Annotated in this window: 16 protein-coding genes, 3 tRNA genes and 2 pseudogenes; 8 read left to right on the forward strand and 13 right to left on the reverse strand. The window is 74.0% G+C overall.

Going from position 1 to position 18,101, the window contains the following annotated elements; genetic code table 11:
- The first annotated feature begins 211 nt into the window (after positions 1-211).
- On the forward strand, positions 212-1,057 hold the full coding sequence (locus MCBG_RS13400; RefSeq protein ID WP_043325956.1) for a helix-turn-helix domain-containing protein: 846 nt from the start codon (positions 212-214) through the stop codon (positions 1,055-1,057).
- A 5-nt stretch (positions 1,058-1,062) separates the two neighbouring features.
- The gene (locus MCBG_RS13405; RefSeq protein WP_043330563.1) at positions 1,063-1,263 is read left to right on the forward strand and encodes a DUF397 domain-containing protein; all 201 of its coding nucleotides are present in this window, start codon (positions 1,063-1,065) and stop codon (positions 1,261-1,263) included.
- A 10-nt stretch (positions 1,264-1,273) separates the two neighbouring features.
- On the opposite strand, the gene MCBG_RS13410 is transcribed toward MCBG_RS13405, so the two are convergent.
- The 5 genes from MCBG_RS13410 to MCBG_RS13430 form a co-directional block, all read right to left on the reverse strand.
- Positions 1,274-2,338, reverse strand: coding sequence for an ROK family protein (locus tag MCBG_RS13410; protein WP_043330564.1), 1,065 nt, complete (start codon positions 2,336-2,338; stop codon positions 1,274-1,276).
- A 111-nt stretch (positions 2,339-2,449) separates the two neighbouring features.
- Complete coding sequence (locus MCBG_RS13415) at positions 2,450-3,241, reverse strand: putative protein N(5)-glutamine methyltransferase (RefSeq protein ID WP_043325957.1); 792 nt, start codon at positions 3,239-3,241, stop codon at positions 2,450-2,452.
- Between the two features lie 172 nt (positions 3,242-3,413).
- On the reverse strand, positions 3,414-4,532 hold the full coding sequence (locus tag MCBG_RS13420; RefSeq protein ID WP_043325958.1) for a cystathionine gamma-lyase: 1,119 nt from the start codon (positions 4,530-4,532) through the stop codon (positions 3,414-3,416).
- Between the two features lie 11 nt (positions 4,533-4,543).
- Positions 4,544-5,551 (reverse strand): NAD(P)H-dependent glycerol-3-phosphate dehydrogenase, encoded by a 1,008-nt coding sequence (locus tag MCBG_RS13425; RefSeq protein WP_030500847.1) that lies wholly within the window; start codon positions 5,549-5,551, stop codon positions 4,544-4,546.
- The gene (locus MCBG_RS13430) at positions 5,548-6,273 is read right to left on the reverse strand and encodes a lysophospholipid acyltransferase family protein (RefSeq protein WP_043325959.1); all 726 of its coding nucleotides are present in this window, start codon (positions 6,271-6,273) and stop codon (positions 5,548-5,550) included. The genes MCBG_RS13425 and MCBG_RS13430 overlap by 4 nt, the downstream gene beginning before the upstream one ends.
- Positions 6,274-6,368: 95 nt before the next feature.
- On the opposite strand from MCBG_RS13430, the pseudogene cofC reads away from it, so the two are divergent.
- The 4 genes and pseudogenes from cofC to MCBG_RS13450 form a co-directional block, all read left to right on the forward strand.
- Positions 6,369-6,986: pseudogene (gene cofC / locus MCBG_RS35200) on the forward strand (2-phospho-L-lactate guanylyltransferase); the annotation flags it as partial.
- A gap of 21 nt (positions 6,987-7,007) precedes the next feature.
- Positions 7,008-7,205 carry a cold-shock protein gene (locus MCBG_RS13440; RefSeq protein ID WP_043330566.1) on the forward strand — a complete coding sequence of 66 codons (198 nt, stop codon included), beginning with the start codon at positions 7,008-7,010 and terminating at the stop codon, positions 7,203-7,205.
- Positions 7,206-7,259: 54 nt separating this feature from the next.
- Entirely contained in the window at positions 7,260-9,557 is a 2,298-nt protein-coding gene (locus MCBG_RS13445) for an RNA degradosome polyphosphate kinase (protein ID WP_369799305.1), read from the forward strand.
- Positions 9,558-9,564: 7 nt separating this feature from the next.
- Positions 9,565-10,482 carry an NUDIX hydrolase gene (locus tag MCBG_RS13450; RefSeq protein WP_051611205.1) on the forward strand — a complete coding sequence of 306 codons (918 nt, stop codon included), beginning with the start codon at positions 9,565-9,567 and terminating at the stop codon, positions 10,480-10,482.
- Positions 10,483-10,488: 6 nt separating this feature from the next.
- Here MCBG_RS13450 and MCBG_RS34920 read toward each other — a convergent pair whose 3' ends face one another.
- The 4 genes from MCBG_RS34920 to leuC all read right to left on the reverse strand — a co-directional run bounded on the left by MCBG_RS34920 (position 10,489) and on the right by leuC (position 15,411).
- The gene (locus MCBG_RS34920) at positions 10,489-12,465 is read right to left on the reverse strand and encodes an endonuclease/exonuclease/phosphatase family protein (protein WP_043325962.1); all 1,977 of its coding nucleotides are present in this window, start codon (positions 12,463-12,465) and stop codon (positions 10,489-10,491) included.
- Positions 12,466-12,600: 135 nt separating this feature from the next.
- Positions 12,601-13,206 carry an HU family DNA-binding protein gene (locus MCBG_RS13460; protein ID WP_030270029.1) on the reverse strand — a complete coding sequence of 202 codons (606 nt, stop codon included), beginning with the start codon at positions 13,204-13,206 and terminating at the stop codon, positions 12,601-12,603.
- A gap of 159 nt (positions 13,207-13,365) precedes the next feature.
- Positions 13,366-13,953 carry a 3-isopropylmalate dehydratase small subunit gene (leuD, locus tag MCBG_RS13465; protein WP_043325965.1) on the reverse strand — a complete coding sequence of 196 codons (588 nt, stop codon included), beginning with the start codon at positions 13,951-13,953 and terminating at the stop codon, positions 13,366-13,368.
- 15 nt (positions 13,954-13,968) lie between these two features.
- Complete coding sequence (gene leuC, locus MCBG_RS13470; protein ID WP_043325966.1) at positions 13,969-15,411, reverse strand: 3-isopropylmalate dehydratase large subunit; 1,443 nt, start codon at positions 15,409-15,411, stop codon at positions 13,969-13,971.
- A gap of 49 nt (positions 15,412-15,460) precedes the next feature.
- Here leuC and MCBG_RS13475 point away from each other — a divergent pair, with 49 nt between their 5' ends.
- Entirely contained in the window at positions 15,461-16,147 is a 687-nt protein-coding gene (locus tag MCBG_RS13475) for an IclR family transcriptional regulator (RefSeq protein ID WP_013284529.1), read from the forward strand.
- 148 nt (positions 16,148-16,295) lie between these two features.
- Here the strand turns inward: MCBG_RS13475 and MCBG_RS13480 are convergent.
- From MCBG_RS13480 to MCBG_RS13495, 4 genes are all read right to left on the reverse strand, one after another.
- Positions 16,296-16,368, reverse strand: a tRNA-Glu gene (locus tag MCBG_RS13480).
- Between the two features lie 162 nt (positions 16,369-16,530).
- A tRNA-Glu gene (locus MCBG_RS13485) sits at positions 16,531-16,603 on the reverse strand.
- A 76-nt stretch (positions 16,604-16,679) separates the two neighbouring features.
- Positions 16,680-16,751 (reverse strand) — tRNA-Gln (locus MCBG_RS13490).
- 107 nt (positions 16,752-16,858) lie between these two features.
- Positions 16,859-17,662, reverse strand: coding sequence for a fumarylacetoacetate hydrolase family protein (locus MCBG_RS13495; RefSeq protein WP_013284528.1), 804 nt, complete (start codon positions 17,660-17,662; stop codon positions 16,859-16,861).
- 214 nt (positions 17,663-17,876) lie between these two features.
- On the opposite strand from MCBG_RS13495, the pseudogene MCBG_RS34050 reads away from it, so the two are divergent.
- Positions 17,877-18,101: pseudogene (locus tag MCBG_RS34050) on the forward strand (hypothetical protein); the annotation flags it as partial.

The raw sequence follows: 18,101 nt of genomic DNA on the forward strand, positions 1-18,101 counted from the left end.
GGACCGGCAGGGGCACGCGGCGGCCGGATCGTGGGGGAGTAGAAATCCGACCACCGCGCGCCCCATCCCCTCCGGTCGCTCACCGCCACCGTCGCCACGACAACCGGCGGTGAGGACGCCGTCACAGATTGACAGGTTCACGGGCGTGAATGCAACTCTCATCGACTTTCTCTCACGCACATTTTCCCACCAGATGTGCGACCATCGATGCATGGCGCCGAAGACCGCCCGGGCCCGACGGCTCGGCATCGCACTGCGGACCCACCGGGAGGCCGCCGGCCTCACCCTGGAGTCCGCGGCCGACGAGATCAACAGCACCCGGAGCACGCTGTCCCGCTACGAGAACGCGCAGACGCTGATCAGTCCCGCCACCGTGCGCGCGTTGCTGACCAGCTACGGCGTGGGCCCGGACGAGATCGCCGCGGCCGTGGAGCTCGCGAAGGACGCCCGCAAGCCCGGCTGGTGGGTGTCCTACTCGTACCTGCTGGACCGCCGCACCATCGACTTCATCGCGCTGGAGGCCGAGGCCACCGGCATCGCGAACTTCGAGCCGTCGGTGGTGCCCGGTCTGCTGCAGACCGCCGACTACATCCGCGGCGTGATGCGCGGCGGCCCGCACACCCTCAGCGACGAGCAGGTCGAGCAGCGGGTGCAGCTACGGCTGGACCGCCAGCAGCGGCTCTCCGGGGACGAGCCGCCGATCCTCGACGCCATCATCGACGAGGGCGCGCTGCTGCGCCCGGTCGGTGGGCCCTCGGTCATGTCCGCCCAGCTCCAGCACCTGGTGAAGATGGCCGAACTGCCGAACATCACGGTGCAGGTGATCCCCCTGGCCGCCGGTTACCACCGCGGCACCCGGGGCTCGCTGCACATGCTGGAGTTCGCCGACCCGGAGGACCCGATCATCGCCTCGGTGGAGACCGTCGCCGGGCAGATGATCCTCGACCGGCCGGGCGACCTGCGTACCTGCACCAAGATCATGGAGCACCTGCGGACCGTGGCGCTGAGCCCGGCGGCCAGTCGGGACCAGTTGCTCCGCCTGCTGAACGAGAGGTGACCCAGATGAACGGCACGAACCGTCCGCGCCCGACACCGGCCGGCTGGCGCAAGAGCAGTCACAGCGGCGACGAGGGCGCATGCGTGGAGATGGCGCCGCTGCCCGGCTCGGTGGCGGTCCGCGACTCCAAGGACCCGGCCGGCCCGGTGCTGGTGTTCCGGCCGCACGCCTGGGCCGCGTTCACCGCGGCGCCGCCGCGCCCCTGACCGCGGCTCCTCAGGCGGACGCGCCGCCCGGCCGCAACGGCGCGGCCACGGCGGCGGCACGCACCGCCTCCAGCGCGGCGATGGCCACCCCACGCGCCCCGGCCATGTCCCGATCCGGCACCAGGGCGAAGGTGGCCACCGCCCGCTGCTCCGCACGGAGCACCGTGTGCTCGGCGACAGCGGCGAGGAACCAGTCCCGGAACTCCGGCGCCGCCTCCACCACGCCCCCGCCGACGAAGTACGCGTGCGGGTCGGTGAAGTTGGCCGCGATGGTGAACAGCCGCCCCAGCGCCCGCGCCTGCTGGCCGAAAACCTGGCGGGCCAGCGGGTCGCCCCGCTCGCCGTAGCCGCGCAGCAGCTTCGCGGCCCGGTCCGGCTCCTCCGCGGCCAGCGGATGCTCCGGATGCCGGGCCAGCCAGTACGGCAGCAGGTTGCGCCGGATCGCGGTCAGCGAGGCGACGCTCTCCGCGTCACCGGTGAAGCCGCACGCGCAGACCGGCGCCGCCTGGTCCGGCTCGACCAGGCCGTCCAGCGGGATGTGCACGTGCCCGAACTCGCCGGCCATGCCGGCCGCGCCGCCGACCACCCGCCCGGACTCCACCACACCCCCGCCGAGCCCGGTGCCGACGATCGCGGCCACCGAGGACCGGGCCATCGCGTCCGCGCCGAAGTGCACATGGTGGGCGTAGAGCGCGGCGGCGTTGCCGTCGTTGGCGTACACCACCGGCAGGCCGAGCCGCCGCTCCAGCGCGGTACGCACGTCGAAGCCGCGCCAGGCCGGCTGGGAGAAGTTGGTGGAGCCCCGCGAGGAGATGACCCCGGTGGCGCTGGCCGGGCCGGGCGTGTCCAGCCCGACCGCGCGTACCAGGTCGCGGGGCACGCCGGTGTGGGCGAGCACGCCGTCGAACGCCCGCGCCAGCGCCTCCACCGCCGCCTCCGGCCCGGCGCCCACGTCACTCGGGATCTCCAGCAGCCCGTCCACCAGGAACCGGCCGTCGACGGTCAGCACAGTGGCGTTGTCGCTCGTGCCCCCGTTGTCGAGCCCCACCACCACCGGCACACCTGCGCTGCCCACCGCCACCGCCTCCCGCCGCGCCTGACCCGAGGCTAGTTCCCCTCCGGCCCACCCGCCACGCCCCCCGGCGGGACTCCCCCACCGCGATCAGCCGGGGCTCCCCCGCCGCGGTCAGCCGGGACGGCGGGCGGTCACCGCTGTCGCCTCGCGTTCCTCGTCGCGGACCACCGCCGGCTCCAGCCCGGCGGCGGTGAACACGGCGCACAACTCCGGGGCCTGCGCGACGCTCACCTCGACCACCACATGCCCGCCCGGGGCGAGCCACTCGGCCGCACCGGAGGCGACCCGGCGCAGCACGGCCAGACCGTCCGTGCCGCCGTCCAGCGCCACCGGCGCCTCGTACAGGCGCGCCTCGGCCGGCAGCGAGGTCACCGCGGCGGTCGGCACGTACGGCGCGTTCGCCACCACCAGGTCCAGCGTCCCGCGCCGGCCGGCCGGTAGCGCGTCGAACAGGTCGCCCTCGTAGACCGGGACGCCCAGCGGTTCGAGGTTGCGCCGGGCGCAGGCCACCGCCACCGGGTCGATGTCGGCGGCGGCCAGCCAGCGCGGCGTCAGCCGCTCGTGCAGCACCACGGCGGCGGCGCCGGAGCCGCAGCACAGGTCGAGCACCGCAGGGGCCGGCCCGGCCAGCGCCGTCGCGGCGTCGACGAGCAGGGCGGTCCGGCCGCGCGGCACGAACACACCCGGGTGGACGGCGATCCGCCGGCCGCAGAACTCGGCCCAGCCGAGCAGATGTTCCAGCGGCAGGCCGGCGACGCGACGGTCGACCAGCCGGGTCAACGCCTGCGCCGAGTCGGCGGCGGCGATCAGCAGTTCCGCCTCGTCCTCGGCGAAGACGCAACCGGCGGCGCGCAGCCGGCGGACGAGGGCCGGACGGTCGGGAGTGAAAACGGTGGATGCCATGGCAGGCCTTTCGGGAAGCGCTCGTCGGCGCTCCCGGCGTCGCCTCAGCTCCTGGGCGACGCGGACTCGGAGGGAACGCCGGTCCTCTGCTGGGGGATCGGACTCACCTCCTCGGGTCGGGGCCGCACGGGCCGTGGCTGCCCGTCACGATAGCCCAGCGGGCGTCGCGCCGTCAGCCCGCCGCGTCCAGCGCGGCCGCCACGTCGGCGAGCAGATCGGCGGTGTCCTCGATGCCGCAGGAGAACCGCACGAAGCCGGGCGGCGTGGCGTCGCCCCACTGGGCGCGCCGGTCGGCGGTGCTGTGCAGCCCGCCGAACGAGGTGGCGGCGGCCACCAGCCGGGAGGCGCCGAGGAACCGGGCCACCCGGCCCTCGTCGCCCAGGTCGAACGAGACCACGCCCGGCACGCGCCGCATCTGTGCCGACGCGACCGGGTACGCCGGGTCGTCCGGCCGTCCGGGCCAGCGCACCCCGGTCACGTCCGGCCGGGCCGCGAGCAGGTCGGCCAGCGCCCGCGCGTTGGCGGTCTGCCGGGCCAGCCGCAGGTCCAGCGTGGCCAGCGAGCGGTGGGCCAGCCAGCAGTCGAACGCGCCGGGCACCCCACCGGTGGCGTTGCGCCAGGTGGTCGCCGCGTCCCGCAGCCCGGCGTCGCGGGTGGCCAGATAGCCCAGCAGCAGATCCGAGTGGCCGGTCAGCGCCTTGGTGCCGGAGGCGACCACCACGTCCGCGCCGAGGTCCAGCGGGCGCTGCCCGAGCGGCGTCGCGGTGGTGTTGTCCACCGCCACCAGCGCCCCGGCGGCGTGCGCGGCGGCGGCCACCGCCCGCACGTCGACGACGTCCAGGCCGGGGTTCGCCGGGGTCTCCAGCAGCACCAGCCGCACGCCGTCGAACGACGGGTACGGCCCGGCGGTCGGCACCAGCGTCACCCGTACGCCGAGCTGCTCCAGCGTGCCCGAGGCGAACGAGCGCACCGAGTAGTAGCCGTCGGCGGGCAGCAGCACGGTGTCGCCGGGTCGCAGCACCGTCAGCAGCAGCCCGGTGATGGCGGCCTGGCCGCTGGCGAAGACGCGGCAGTCGGCGCCCTCCAGCTCGCCGATCGCCGTCTCCAGCAGTCGCCGGGTCGGGTTGTCCGGCCGCCCGTACCCGTCCGCCGCCGCCGACGGGCCGCGCTCCGGGTCGAGGTGGTACGGCGCGGCGAAGACCGGGCCGGGCAGGAACGGCTGCCCGGGTACCGCCTCCGGCAGTCCGGCGTGGACGCTGCGCGTGCCGTCGCCCCAGTTCTCGCCACTCATCCCGGCTCCGCTCACTCGTACGACTCCGGCTTGGCGGTACGGCTCATCAGCGCGTCCACCGCGAGGCGCGGGTCCATCCCCTCGTGGCAGATCCGCTCGATCTGCTCGGTGATCGGCATCTCGACCCCGTGCGCGCGGGCCAGGTCGCGGATGGCCAGGCAGCTCTTGACGCCCTCGGCGGTCTGCCGGGTGGCCGCCTGGGCCTGCTCCAGCGACTCCCCCCGGCCGAGGTGCTCGCCGAAGGTGCGGTTACGGGCCATCGGGGACGAGCAGGAGGCGACCAGGTCGCCCATGCCGGCCAGCCCGGCGAACGTGATCGGGTCGGCGCCGAGCGCCACGCCCAGCCGGGCGGTCTCGGCCAGCCCCCGGGTCATCAGCATGGCCCGGGTGTTGTCGCCGAAGCCCATCGCGGTGGCGATGCCGTACGCCAGCGCGATCACGTTCTTCACCGCGCCGCCCAGCTCGCAGCCGATCACGTCGTCGTTCGTGTACGGGCGGAAGTACGGGGTCCGGATGGACGCCTGCACCAGCGCGGTACGCCGGCTGTCGGTGCCGGCGACCACCGTCGCGGCCGGCTGCTCGGCGGCGATCTCCGGGGCCAGGTTGGGCCCGGAGACGACCACCACCCGGTCGGCGGGCACCCCGGCGGTCTCCATGATCACCTGGCTCATCCGCTTGGTGGTGCCCAGCTCGATGCCCTTCATCAGCGACACGAGCGTGGCGTCCGGCGCCACGTACGGCGTCCAGTCGGCGAGGTTGCCGCGCAGCGTCTGCGACGGCACCGAGAGCACCACCACCTCGGCGCCCTCGATCGCCTCGGCGGCGTCGCCGGTGGCGGTCACCCGCTCCGGCAGGCGCACGCCCGGCAGGTACTCCGGGTTCTCCCGGCCCGTCCGGATCGCCTCGGCCACGGCGGCGCGGCGGGCCAGCACTGTGACGTCCCGCCCGGCGTCGGCGAGGATCTTGGCGAACGCGGTCCCCCAGGACCCGGCGCCCAGCACCGCCACGTGCCCGCTCATTCGCCGGCCTCCCGGATGCCGGTGCGGGCGGGCCGCTGCCAGAGCGGCGGTGGTGTGCCGCCACGGATCTCCGCGACCAGATCCCGGATGCGCAGCATGATGGTGTCCGTCATCTCCTCCAGGATCGGCCGGGTCGGCGTGGCGCCGGCCCAGGGGCTCAGGTCCACCGGCGGGCCGGCGACCACCGTCACCGGGGTACGCGGGCGCAGTCCGAACCGCGCCGTACGCGGGTCGAACATCCGCTCCGGGCCGACCATGGCGATCGGGACCACCGGGGCGCCGGTCGCGAGCGCCAGCCGGGCCGCGCCGGTCTTGCCCTTCATCGGCCACAGGTCCGGCTCCCGGGTGGTGGTGCCCTCCGGGTAGATCACCACGGCGCCCCCCTCGGCCAGCGCGGCGACCAGCTTGTCCAGCGACTTGACCGCCTCGACGGTGCCCCGTTCGACAGGGATCTGCTGGCAGCGGTGCAGGATCGCGCCGACCACCGGCACCCGGAACACGCTGGCCTTGCCGAGGAAACGCGGCCAGCGCCCGGCGTCGTAGATGTAGTGGGCGACCACGAGCGGGTCGGCGTGCGAGATGTGGTTCGGCACGAGGATCACGCCGCCGTCGCCGCGCAGGTGCTCCATGCCCCGCCAGGTGCGCCGGGTCCAGACCGTCATCAGCGGCTTCACCAGCACCACGGCGAGCCGTCGCCAGAACCCCAGCCTCCGCCGTGCCACAGTGCCTCCTCGATCCGCCCACGCGCCCCGGCACAGAATCATGCCTGTTCGCCCCCGCTGCGGCCAGTGCGGGTACCGGCGCTCCCGCTGGCAGGATGGTCGGCGTGTCTGAGGCCCGCTGGACCGTGGTGATGCCGGTGAAGCGCCTGGGAGCGGCGAAGAGCCGGCTGCGGGGCGCGCTGCCCGGCGTACCCCATGAGGAGCTGGCGCTGGCCCTGGCGGCCGACACGCTGCGCGCGGCGCGGGCGTGCCCGGCGGTCGCCGGGGTGCTCGTGGTGACCGACGACGCGCGGGTGCGCGCGCGGCGGACGCGGCGGGCGCCCGGGTCGCGCCGATCCGGGCGCCGGGTTGAACGCGGCGTTCCGGCACGGCGCGGCTGTCTCCAACCGCGCGCCGCCGTGGCCGGCCTGACCGCCGACCTTGCCCGCGCTTGAACCCGGCGAGTTGGCGCCTCTCTGCGGGCTACCAGGGTGATACGCGGGTACGTCGCGGACGCACCCGGCGGTGGCACCGTGCTGCTGGCCGCGCCGGCCGGGGTGCCGCTGGCGCCACGGTTCGGGCCCGGCTCGGCCGCCGCCCACGCGGCGAGCGGGGCGCTGCCGCTGGCCGGTGACTGGCCCAGCCTGCGCCGGGACGTGGACACCCCGGCGGACCTGGCCGCCGCCGCCGGGCTGGGTCTGGGGCCACGCACGGCGGCGCTGCTGGCCGGGGCCGAAGTCCGGTACGGTGCTGGCATGCAGGGCACGGTGGCCACCTACGACGCGTCGACCCGCAGCGGCGTGCTGCTGCTCGACGACGGCACCGAGCTGGCGTTCCCGGCCCGCGCGTTCGACGCCTCCGGGCTGCGGCTGCTCCGATTGGGGCAGCGTGTCCGGATCGAGCGGGACGCCGACGGCGAGGTCGTCCGGGTGACCTTGCCGACCATGGCGTGAACAACCTGGCCGGAGTTCATTTTCCGTTCACCCTTATCGGGGAATCATGAGGTGGTGAGCACCCCTCGCGAGCACCCCGACGGCCCGCCGCCGATCCTCGACCCCGGCCCGCCCCGCAACGGCCGCCCCAGCCGCGGCCCGGACGGGCGGTTCCGCCAGCCCCGGCCCCCGGAGGAGCGCCTCGGCGCCGACCCGGACGCGGCCGGCGCCACCGGGCTGGACGAGCCGCTCGACCCGGTCGAGGGCCCGGACGAGACCGGCCCGGACGCCGGGTCGCCACCGGCGCAGCCGCTGCCGGAGGACCGCTTCCTCAACCGGGAGCTGTCCTGGCTCGACTTCAACGCCCGGGTGCTGGCGCTCGCCGAGGACCCGCGCACCCCGCTGCTGGAACGGGCGAAGTTCCTGGCCATCTTCGCCAGCAACCTGGACGAGTTCTACATGGTCCGGGTGGCCGGGTTGAAGCGCCGCCTCTCCGCCGGCCTGCCGGTGCGCGGCGGCGACCGGCTGCCGCTGCGCACCCAGCTCGAACTCGTCACCGAGAAGGCCGCCGGCCTGGTCGCCCGGCACGCCGCCTGCCTGGTCGACGACGTGCTGCCGAAGCTCGCCGCCGAGGACATCCGCATCCTGCGCTGGAGCGACCTGGACGACGCCGAGCGGGAGCGGCTGCGCACCTGGTTCCGGGAGCACATCTTCCCGGTGCTCACCCCGCTGGCGGTCGACCCGGCGCACCCGTTCCCGTACATCTCCGGCCGGTCGCTGAACCTGGCCGTCTCGGTACGCGACCCGGACGGCGGCTCGGAGCTGTTCGCCCGGGTCAAGGTGCCGAACAACGTGCCCCGGTTCGTCCGGGTCCACCGGGAGCAGCCGGGCGTGCGGTTCCTGCCGGTGGAGGACCTCATCTCGGTGCACCTCGGCCAGCTCTTCTCCGGCATGCAGGTGGTCGAGTGCCACCTGTTCCGGGTGACCCGCAACGCCGAGGTCGAGGTGGACGAGGACCGCGACGAGGACCTGCTCCAGGCGCTGGAACGGGAACTGGCCCGGCGCCGGTTCGGTCCGCCGGTACGCCTGGAGGTGGCCGCGTCCATCTCCGACCACATGCTGGAGCTGCTCGTCCGCGAGCTGGACATGGACGACCACGACGTGCTGCGGGTACGCGGGCTGCTCGACCTGTCCGCGCTGTGGCAGGTCTACGGCGAGGCGGACCGGCCCGACCTGAAGGACCCGTCGTTCGTGCCGGCCACCCATCCGCGCCTGGCCGAGGGCGAGGTGCCGCGCAGCGTCTTCGCCACGCTGCGCGACGGCGACGTGCTGGTGCACCACCCGTACCACTCGTTCGCCACCAGCGTGCAGCGCTTCGTCGAGCAGGCCGCGGCCGACCCGAACGTGCTCGCCATCAAGCAGACGCTCTACCGCACCAGCGGCGACTCCCCGATCGTGGACGCGCTGGTCGACGCGGCCGCCGCCGGCAAGCAGGTGGTGGTGCTGGTGGAGCTGAAGGCGCGCTTCGACGAGGTGGCGAACATCGGCTGGGCGCGCACGCTGGAACGGGCCGGCTGCCACGTGGTGTACGGCCTGGTGGGCCTCAAGACGCACTGCAAGACCGCGCTCGTCGTACGCCAGGAGGGCAACCAGATCCGCCGGTACTGCCACATCGGCACCGGCAACTACCACCCGAAGACGGCAAGGCTCTACGAGGACTTCGGCATGCTCACCGCCGACCCGGAGATCGGCGCCGACCTGACCGACCTGTTCAACGTGCTCACCGGCTACAGCCGGCAGACCGCGTACCGGCGGCTGCTGGTGGCGCCGCAGGGCATCCGCAGCGGCCTGATCGAGCGCATCGACAGGGAGATCGAGCACGTCCGGCTGGGCATGCCGGGGCTGGTGCAGTTCAAGGTGAACTCCCTGGTGGACGAGGAGATCACCGACGCGCTCTACCGGGCGTCGCGGGCCGGCGTGCACGTGGACCTGCTGATCCGGGGCATGTGCACGCTGCGGCCGGGCGTGCCGGGGCTGTCGGAGAACATCCGGGTCCGCTCGATTCTCGGCCGGTTCCTGGAGCACTCCCGGATCTTCCGGTTCGGCAACAACGGCGACGCCGAGTTCTGGATGGGCTCGGCCGACCTGATGCACCGCAACCTGGACCGCCGGGTCGAGGCGCTGGTGCAGGTGAGCGATCCGGTGGCCCGCGCCGAGCTGGACCACGTCCTCACCGCCGCGTTCGACCCCGACGTGGACGCGTTCGAGCTGGCCGCCGACGGCACCTGGCACCGGCGTACCGGCGACGGCGACACGCCGCTGACCCACCTGCAGGACCTGTTGCTGCGCCGGGTCGGCGGCCGGGCGGACTGAGCGGGCCGTGGCGCGTGCCGGGCGGGCATACGGTGAGCGGGTGAGCGACGACGAGCCGGTACGGATCCGGGCCGCGGGCGGCGTGGTGTGGCGCCCGGGCCCGGCCGGCGTCGAGGTCTGCCTCGTGCACCGCCCCCGGTACGGCGACTGGTCGTTGCCGAAGGGCAAGCTGGACCGCGGCGAGCATCCGCTGGTCGCCGCCGTCCGTGAGGTCGCCGAGGAGACCGACGTACGCGCGGTGCCGCAGGTGCGCCTGCCCACCGTCCGCTACCGCAGCGAGGGTCACGCCAAGGCGGTCGACTACTGGTCCATGCGGGCGGCCGGCGCCGGCGGCTTCCAGCCCGGCACCGAGGTCGACGACGTGGCCTGGTTCCCGGTCGACGACGCGGTACGCCGGGTCAGCTACCCGCACGACGCCGAGGTGATCGCCGCGTTCGCGGCGCTTCCGCCGGTCACCGCGACCGTGCTGCTGGTGCGGCATGCCAGCGCCGGCAAGCGCGGCACCTGGACCGGCCCGGACCACGGGCGCCCGCTGGACGACGACGGGCAGGCCCAGGCGCTGGCGCTGGTGCCGCTCGTGGCCCTGGTCCGCCCGGCCCGCCTGTGCTCCGCCTCGGCGCGCCGCTGCGTGCAGACGCTGAGTCCGGCCGCGGCCCGGCTGGACCTGCCGATCGAGGTGTGCGGCGACTTCGACGAGCCGGAGCCGGGCCAGCAGGCCGAGGAGTGCGCGCTCGCCGCCGCGGCCCGCCTGGTCGCGCTGGCGCAGACCGCCGGGACGGTGGCGGTGTGCAGCCAGGGCAAGGTGATCCCGGGCGCGCTGGAACGGCTCACCGGCCGCGTGGACGAGGACTTCACCACCGCCAAGGGCGGTGGCTGGCTGCTGCCGTTCGCCGGTGACCGGCTGGTCCTCCCGGACCGGCTGTGAGGCGGCTCAGGGCAGCGTGACGGTGAGCGTCACCGGGAGGTGGTCGCTGGCCTCGGTACGCGGCGCGCGTACCTCGGTGGCGGTCAGGCCCGGGGAGACGAAGACGTGGTCGATCTGGGTGCGCGGGTCGTCGGCCGGGCTGGTCCGCAACGGCCGGGCCGGGGCCAGCGCGTCCACCAGCCCGGCGCCGGTGAACTCGGCGAACGCCGGGTCGGCCGGCTCGGTGTTCAGGTCGCCACCGAGCACCAGCGGACGGCCGGCGGCGTACCGGCCGGCGAACGCGGCCACCTCGCGGGCCTGCTCCACCGGATCCCGGCCGGGCGGCGGTTGCAGGTGCGTGGCCACGACTGCCAGCTCGCGACCACCGAGGTCGAGCGTGACGCCGAGGGCCTGCGCACCGGTCGGCGCGCCGTGCGCGGTCAGCCGCCGCGTCTGCCCGGAGCGCGCCGGGAACCGGCTGAGCACCGCGTCGCCCCAGACCGGGTCGGCGGCGGGCGCGAAGACGTACGGCATCTCCAGCCGCCGGGCCAGCAACGCCAGCGTGTCGTGGCCGCCGTTGAGCCACCAGCCCCGGTCCACCTCGCTGAGCAGCACGATGTCCGCGCCGCGCAGCTCCCGGGCCAGCGCGTCGAGGTCCAGCCGGCCGTCCAGGCCGAACCCCATCCGGATGTTGTACGCGGCCACCCGTACCGCCGCCGGCGCGGCCGTGGCCCGGGCCTGTGCGGGCGGTACGTGCAGCACGGCGCCCAGCGCGGCCAGTGCGGTCAGGCCGGCCAGGACCGTGACCCGGACCGTGGTGGGCAGCACCGGGCCGGGTGAGGCCGCGCCGGACGATGCCGGGGTGGCCCGGACAGGCGCGGTAGCCGCCACCAGAGCCACCAGGACGGCCGTGGCGACCGGCGCCCAGCCGTTGGGGTACCCCAGGTCGTAGGCGGCGTAGTAGGCCACCGTGGCCACCGCGAACACCAGCATCCCGAGCGCCGCCGCCCGCCCGCGTCGCGCCCCCGCCCGTCCGTCGTCGCCCGGCCCGGCCGCGTCGTCGGCGGCTGCGGGCCCGTCGCCGGTCGTGTCGGTGAGGGCCAGGCAGCCGCCGAGACCGGCGGCGGTGAGCAGGTACGCCGGAACGAGATGCCCGGTCACGAACAGCACCGACCCGGCGAGCAACGCCAGTGGCCACAGCACCCGCGCCACGCGCGCCGGTGCCCGGAACAACGCCGCCGCGAGGAACAGCAGCACCGCGAGCGCGCCCGGCAGGGCACCGCTGCCGGGGCGGGCGAGGCCGGGGAAGTCAGGCGATCCGGTGCCGGCGGCGGCGCTCCAGAGCGCCGGGGCGAGCGCCACCTGACCGGCCAGCAGCAGCGCCGGCCCGCACAGCAGCCAGGCCCGGCGTCCCGGAACGCGGATACGCCGCCCGGTTGTGCCGTGGCCCGCGCCCGTCGGGGACGGCCCCGCCGCCGACGTGTCCGCCCGCTCCCGCCGTACCGCCACCGAGGCGGCCAGGAACGCCGGCACCAGCAGGGTGCTCAGGCTCCAGGCGAGCACACCGCCGCGCCACACCAGGTCCTCGGTGCCGAGCAGGGCGTGCCCGACCGCGTTCCCGGCCATGCCCAGCGCCAGCCCGGTCACCGGCCGGGGCACGGACGCGGCGGTGGCGGCGAGCCAGACCAGGCCGGCGAGCAGCCCGGCGCAGGCCAGCCAGAGCTGGGCCGGACCACCGGGTTGCGCGGTGAGCGCCAGCCGCGCCGCCGCCAGCACAACGGCGGCGACGAGTCCGACCGGGGCGGCGCCGGTGCGGCGTACGAGCGCAGGCGCGGCGAGCGCGAGCAGGAACCAGCCGAGCGCGAACGCGCCGAGCAGCTCGGCTGGTGTCTCGGCGGCCCGCCCGAAGAGGGTGATGACCGACGGGAGCCAGACCCGCAGCACGTCCAGCAGGACCGCGATACCGAGCGCGAGCGTGAGGGTGGAGAGGTGACGGTGCCGCACGGGCGCCTCTTCTCGTGACCGACGGGGGTTTTCGGCACGGCGATTCTGCGGGGCGCGACGGCGGGCGGTCAACGGCGTACCCATGCGAAAGGGCGCCCACCGGCAACGGTGGGCGCCCTTTCGTGGGCCGTCCGGTCAGCGCCGGGTGGCGGCCTTCTTGGCCGGTGCCTTCTTCGCGGGCGCCTTCTTGGCCGCCGTGGTCTTCTTGGCCGTGGCGGACTTCGCCGCGGTCGTCTTCTTGGCGGTGGTGGTCTTCTTCGCCGCGGTGGACTTCGCCGCGGTCGTCTTCTTCGCCGCCGTGGTCTTGGTCGCGGCGGCCTTCTTCGCCGGCGCGGCCTTCTTGGTAGCGGTCGTCTTGGTGGCCTTCGCCGCCGTGGTCTTCTTCGCGGCCGCGGTGGTCTTCGCCGCTGTGGTCTTCTTCGCGGCGCCGGTGGTCTTCTTCGCGGCGGCGGTGTCCTTCGGCACCTTGCCGCTGGCCACCATCTCCTTGAAGCCCGCGCCCGCCCGGAACGTCGGGACGGAGGTCTTCTTGACCTTCACCGCCTCGCCGGTACGCGGATTGCGCGCTGTTCGGGCTCCCCGGACGCGCTTCTCGAACGCTCCGAAACCGGTGATCGCCACCTTCTCGCCCTTGGTGACCGCCGCCTGGACCTCAGCGAGAACCGCGTCGAGCGCGGCCGTCGCCGTCTTCCGGTCCCCCAGGCGAACGGCGAGCGCCTCGATGAGCTCGGCCTTGTTCACGACTTCCTCCCGATTGTGCAACTGACTCGACGCGAGCCATTCTGCGCGCACGTTATGCCCTGTGCTGCCTGGACACAAACATTCGGTGGAAAAAAGCCCTTGTGTCGTAACGGATTCGCCCCCACCGGGCGCACCGGTGGGGGCGAATTCGGGCCGGAGTCAGGCTACCGAGGGCAGGAACGACGGCCGGGACGCCTCGTACGAGGCGATCTCCGCCTCGTGCCGGAGGGTGAGTCCAATGTCGTCCAAGCCCTCCATCAGCCGCCAGCGGCTGTGGTCGTCCAGCGGGAAAGCCCAGGTGGCGTCACCGGCGTGGACCTGGCGGGCGGCGAGGTCGACAGTGATCGGCGTGGTCGGCTCGGATTCCACGAGATCCCACAGTTCTTCCACGGCTTTCAATTCCAGCTCGACCGGAAGGAGGCCTTCCTTGAGCGCGTTGCCGCGGAAGATGTCGCCGAAGCGGGGCGAGATGACGGCCCGGAAGCCCCAGTCCCGCAGCGCCCAGACGGCGTGCTCCCGGGATGATCCGGTGCCGAACTCGGGGCCGGCGATCAGAATCGACGCACCCGAATGGACGGGATCGTTGAGGACGAATGACGGGTCCTCCCGCCACGCGTTGAACAGACCGTCGGCGAATCCGGTCCGGGTCACCCGCTTGAGGTACACGGCGGGGATGATCTGGTCGGTGTCCACGTTGGATCGGCGCAGCGGCACGGCGGTGCCGGTGTGGGTGGTGAACTTGTCCATCTCTCGGCTGCCCTTCTACAGGTCGGCGGGGGCGGCCAGCCGGCCGACCACGGCGGTGGCGGCGGCGACCGGCGGGGATACCAGGTGGGTACGCCCGCCCCGGCCCTGGCGGCCCTCGAAGTTGCGGTTGGAGGTCGAGGCGGAACGCTCACCCGGCTTCAGCGTGTCCGGGTTCATGCCCAGGCACATGGAGCAGCCGGCGAAACGCCACTCGGCGCCGGCCTCGGTGAAGACCTTGTCCAGCCCTTCGATCTCGGCCGCCTCGCGGACCGCGGCCGAGCCGGGGACCACGAGCATGCGTACGCCGTCGGCGACGCGGTGCCCGCGCAGCACGTCGGCGGCGGCACGCAGGTCCTCCAGGCGGCCGTTGGTGCAGGAGCCGACGAAGACCACGTCCACGGCCAGGTCACGCATCGGCGTGCCCGGGGTGAGGTCCATGTACTCCAGCGCGCGCCGGGCGGCGACCCGCTCCGGCTCGGTGACGAAGTCCTCCGGGGCCGGCACCGTCGCGCCCAGCGGCACACCCTGCCCGGGGTTGGTGCCCCAGGTGACGAACGGCGTGATCCGGCTCGCGTCGAGCGTGACCTCGGTGTCGAACGTCGCGCCGTCGTCGGTGGGCAGCGTCCGCCAGTACTCCAGCGCCGCGTCCCAGGCGTCGCCCTGGGGCGCGTTGGGCCGCCCCTTCAGGTACGCGAACGTGGTCTCGTCCGGCGCGATCATGCCGGCCTTGGCGCCCCACTCGATGGACATGTTGGCGATGGTCATCCGCCCCTCCATGGAGAGGTCGCGGATCGCCTCGCCCCGGTACTCGACGATGTGACCGCGACCGCCGCCGGTGCCGACCTGCGCGATCAGCGCGAGCACCAGGTCCTTGGCGGTGACGCCGGGCGCCAGCTCGCCGACCACGTTCACGGCCATGGTCTTCGGCCGGGCCTGCGGCAGCGTCTGCGTGGCCAGCACGTGTTCGACCTCACTGGTGCCGATGCCGAACGCGAGCGCGCCGAACGCGCCGTGGGTGGCGGTGTGCGAGTCGCCGCACACGATCGTCATGCCGGGCTGGGTGAGGCCGAGCTGCGGGCCGATGACGTGCACGATGCCCTGGTTCTCGTCGCCCAGCGCGTGCAGGCGGACGCCGAACTCGGCACAGTTGCGACGCAGCGTCTCGATCTGGGTGCGGGAGGTGGGGTCCGCGATCGTGAGCAGGTCGCCGCGCCGGAGGCGGAACGCCGGGTCGTCGTACCCGGTCGGGGTGTTGTGGTCCTCCGTCGCGATCGTCAGGTCGGTACGGCGGACCCCGCGCCCGGCCAGACGCAGCCCGTCGAACGCCTGCGGGCTGGTCACCTCGTGCAGCAGGTGCAGGTCGATGAAGAGCAGGTCCGGCTCGCCGTCGGCGGAGCGGACCACGTGTGCGTCCCAGACCTTCTCGGCCAGGGTCCTCGGTTGAGTGACTCCCACCATCTGGACATCCTAAATTCTGGGAGGTAAATTTCGGCTTGTGGGACACAGTATGAGCGGTGTCGGCGTTCTCGACAAGGCGGTGGTCATCCTGGCCGCCTGTGTCGACGGCGCCAGCCTGGCCGAACTCGTTGAACGCACCAAGCTGCCCCGGGCCACCGCGCACCGGCTGGCACAGGCGCTGGAGATCCACCGGATGCTCGTCCGGGACACCCAGGGGCGCTGGCGCCCGGGTCCACGCCTGGGCGAGCTGGCGAACGCGGCCCCGGACGTGCTCCTGACCGCCGCCGAGCCGCTGCTCGCCGCGCTACGGGACGCCACCGGCGAAAGCGCCCAGCTCTACCTGCGGCGCGCCGACGAGCGGATCTGCGTGGCCGCCGCCGAGCGTGCCAGCGGCCTGCGGGACACCGTCCCGGTCGGCTCGGTGCTGCCGATGACCGCCGGGTCGGCGGCGCAGATCCTGCTCGCCTGGGAGCCGCCGGAGGCGGTCATGCCGCTGCTCCCCCGCTCCAAGTTCACCGGCCGCACGCTGGCCGAGGTACGGCGGCGCGGCTGGGCCCAGAGCGTCGCGGAGCGGGAGGCGGGTGTGGCGAGCGTCTCGGCGCCGATCCGGGACCGCACCGGCCGGGTGATCGCCGCGATCAGCATCTCCGGCCCGATCGAGCGCCTCGGCCGCCGCCCCGGAGAACGCCACGCCATGGCCGTCGTCCGAGCCGGCCAGCGCCTCTCCGGCCTCTGACCCACCCACCCCCACCCCCCTCTCGCGTTGATCATGAAGTTGGCGGCATTTTTGATCTCCCAGACTGCCGCTAACTTCATGATCAACGGGGTGGGGCGGGGAATGCGAACGGCCCGCCTCGCGTAGCGAGACGGGCCGTTCGGTGACGTAGCCCCGACCGGATTCGAACCGGCGCTACCGCCTTGAGAGGGCGGCGTCCTGGGCCGCTAGACGACGGGGCCAGGCACTTTTCCTGCTTCGCCGCCCTGCCGGGTGGCGTGGCAGTAGTCTAGCGGCATCGCGTCCGGCACCGCGCCGCGGGGGTCACCCCCACCGCACGCGGAAAACGTTGCCCGGACAGCAGAAAGCCCGCCCCGGGGAAACGGGACGGGCTGTCGGTGCTGTAGCCCCGACCGGATTCGAACCGGCGCTACCGCCTTGAGAGGGCGGCGTCCTGGGCCGCTAGACGACGGGGCCAGAACCTTCATTGCACTCCGCCAGCGTGAGCTGCCGGAATCCAGCGTCCGCGAGCTCTTGCGAACCCGCGGCTGCGCTGGGGTACCAGGACTCGAACCTAGACTAACTGAACCAGAATCAGTCGGGCTGCCAATTACCCCATACCCCATTGGCCCCTTGCGGCGCCGGGAATGAACTTTACCCTCCCGGTGCCGACAGGCCAAATCCAACCCCTCGAAACCCACCTGACCAGCGGAAACGAGGCATCGGAGCGAATCAGGCGACAGGGACCACCGGGTTGCTGAGCTCCCCGATCCCCTGGATCCGCACGGTGACCGTATCCCCCTCGGTGAGCGGACTAACCCCCGCCGGCGTGCCGGTCAGGACCACGTCGCCGGGCAGCAGCGTCATCACGTGCGAGATGTACGACACCAGGCCCGGTACGTCGAACACCATGTCCTTGGTCCGGCCGAGCTGGCGTACCTCCATCTCCTCCGGGTTGCGGCCCACCTCACACCGGATCTCCAGGTCGCTCACGTCGAGCCCGGTGGTGATCCACGGCCCGATCGGGCAGAACGAGTCGAAGCCCTTGGCGCGGGTCCACTGGCCGTCGGAGCGCTGGAGGTCCCGCGCGGTGACGTCGTTGGCGCAGGTGTAGCCGAAGATGGCCCGCTCGGCGGCGGCCCGGTCGGCCCGGCGGGCGCCCGGAGCGCCGATCACCACGGCGAGTTCCGCCTCGTGCTCGACCTGCTTGGAGAAGATCGGCAGCCGGATCGCGTCGCGCGGACCGATGACCGACGTGGACGGCTTGAGGAAGAGCAGCGGCTCCTTCGGCACCTCGCTGCCGTGTTCGGCGGCGTGCTCGGCGTAGTTGCGGCCGACGCAGACCACCTTGCTGGGCAGGATCGGCGACAGCAGCCGGACGTCGGAGAGCGCCCAGCGGGCGCCGGAGAACTGGATCTGCCCGAACGGGTGGCCCTCGATCTCGGCGATGGTCAGGCCCTGCGGCCCGGCCTCCGGCTCGCCCTCGACGACCCCGAACGACATTCCCTTGGCATGAGCGAAACGAGCGATACGCACCCGGCCAATCTATCCCCGCCCGCGCGTCGCCCGTCGGACACCGGCAGGCAGCGCGCCCGGGCGGCCCGCGCCGCACCCCTCGCCGCCCGCCGGCGCCGGGACCGGCGAGAGAGCGACAGGGTACGCCGGATCGCGCCGGACGGGGCGGGAATGGCGGCTTCGTACCCGCCCGGCGGGGCCCGGCCCATAGCTTCGGTTCCGGAGGTTCGTTGGTATGCCTGCATCGAGACGACACCACAAGGCCCTGGCAGTGTTCGTGAACTGCCTCGGCGTCATCGCCGCCGTACCGGCGCTGTCCCCGGCGACGCCCCGCGCGGCCGAAACCCCCGCCCGACCGGCTCCACCGCCGGCCGCCGTCCCGGTCGCCCTGCCCGGCGCGGGGGCGACCCCGATCCCGACCGGCGTGCCGGCGGTCCCGCCGGCGGTGCCGACCACCGGC

Source organism: Micromonospora sp. M42, assembly GCF_000568915.1.
In the GTDB taxonomy this organism is placed as follows: Bacteria; Actinomycetota; Actinomycetes; order Mycobacteriales; family Micromonosporaceae; genus Micromonospora; species Micromonospora chalcea.

What these genes read in the sequence shown, in the direction of transcription:
- MCBG_RS13400 (WP_043325956.1), top strand. Translation starts at nt 212, where the DNA reads ATGGCGCCGAAGACCGCCCGGGCCCGACGGCTCGGCATCGCACTGCGG.
- MCBG_RS13425 (WP_030500847.1), bottom strand. Translation starts at nt 5,551, where the DNA reads ATGAGCGGGCACGTGGCGGTGCTGGGCGCCGGGTCCTGGGGGACCGCG.
- MCBG_RS13420 (WP_043325958.1), bottom strand. Translation starts at nt 4,532, where the DNA reads ATGAGTGGCGAGAACTGGGGCGACGGCACGCGCAGCGTCCACGCCGGA.
- MCBG_RS13475 (WP_013284529.1), top strand. Translation starts at nt 15,461, where the DNA reads ATGAGCGGTGTCGGCGTTCTCGACAAGGCGGTGGTCATCCTGGCCGCC.
- MCBG_RS13415 (WP_043325957.1), bottom strand. Translation starts at nt 3,241, where the DNA reads ATGGCATCCACCGTTTTCACTCCCGACCGTCCGGCCCTCGTCCGCCGG.
- leuC (WP_043325966.1), bottom strand. Translation starts at nt 15,411, where the DNA reads ATGGTGGGAGTCACTCAACCGAGGACCCTGGCCGAGAAGGTCTGGGAC.
- MCBG_RS13405 (WP_043330563.1), top strand. Translation starts at nt 1,063, where the DNA reads ATGAACGGCACGAACCGTCCGCGCCCGACACCGGCCGGCTGGCGCAAG.
- leuD (WP_043325965.1), bottom strand. Translation starts at nt 13,953, where the DNA reads ATGGACAAGTTCACCACCCACACCGGCACCGCCGTGCCGCTGCGCCGA.
- MCBG_RS13440 (WP_043330566.1), top strand. Translation starts at nt 7,008, where the DNA reads ATGCAGGGCACGGTGGCCACCTACGACGCGTCGACCCGCAGCGGCGTG.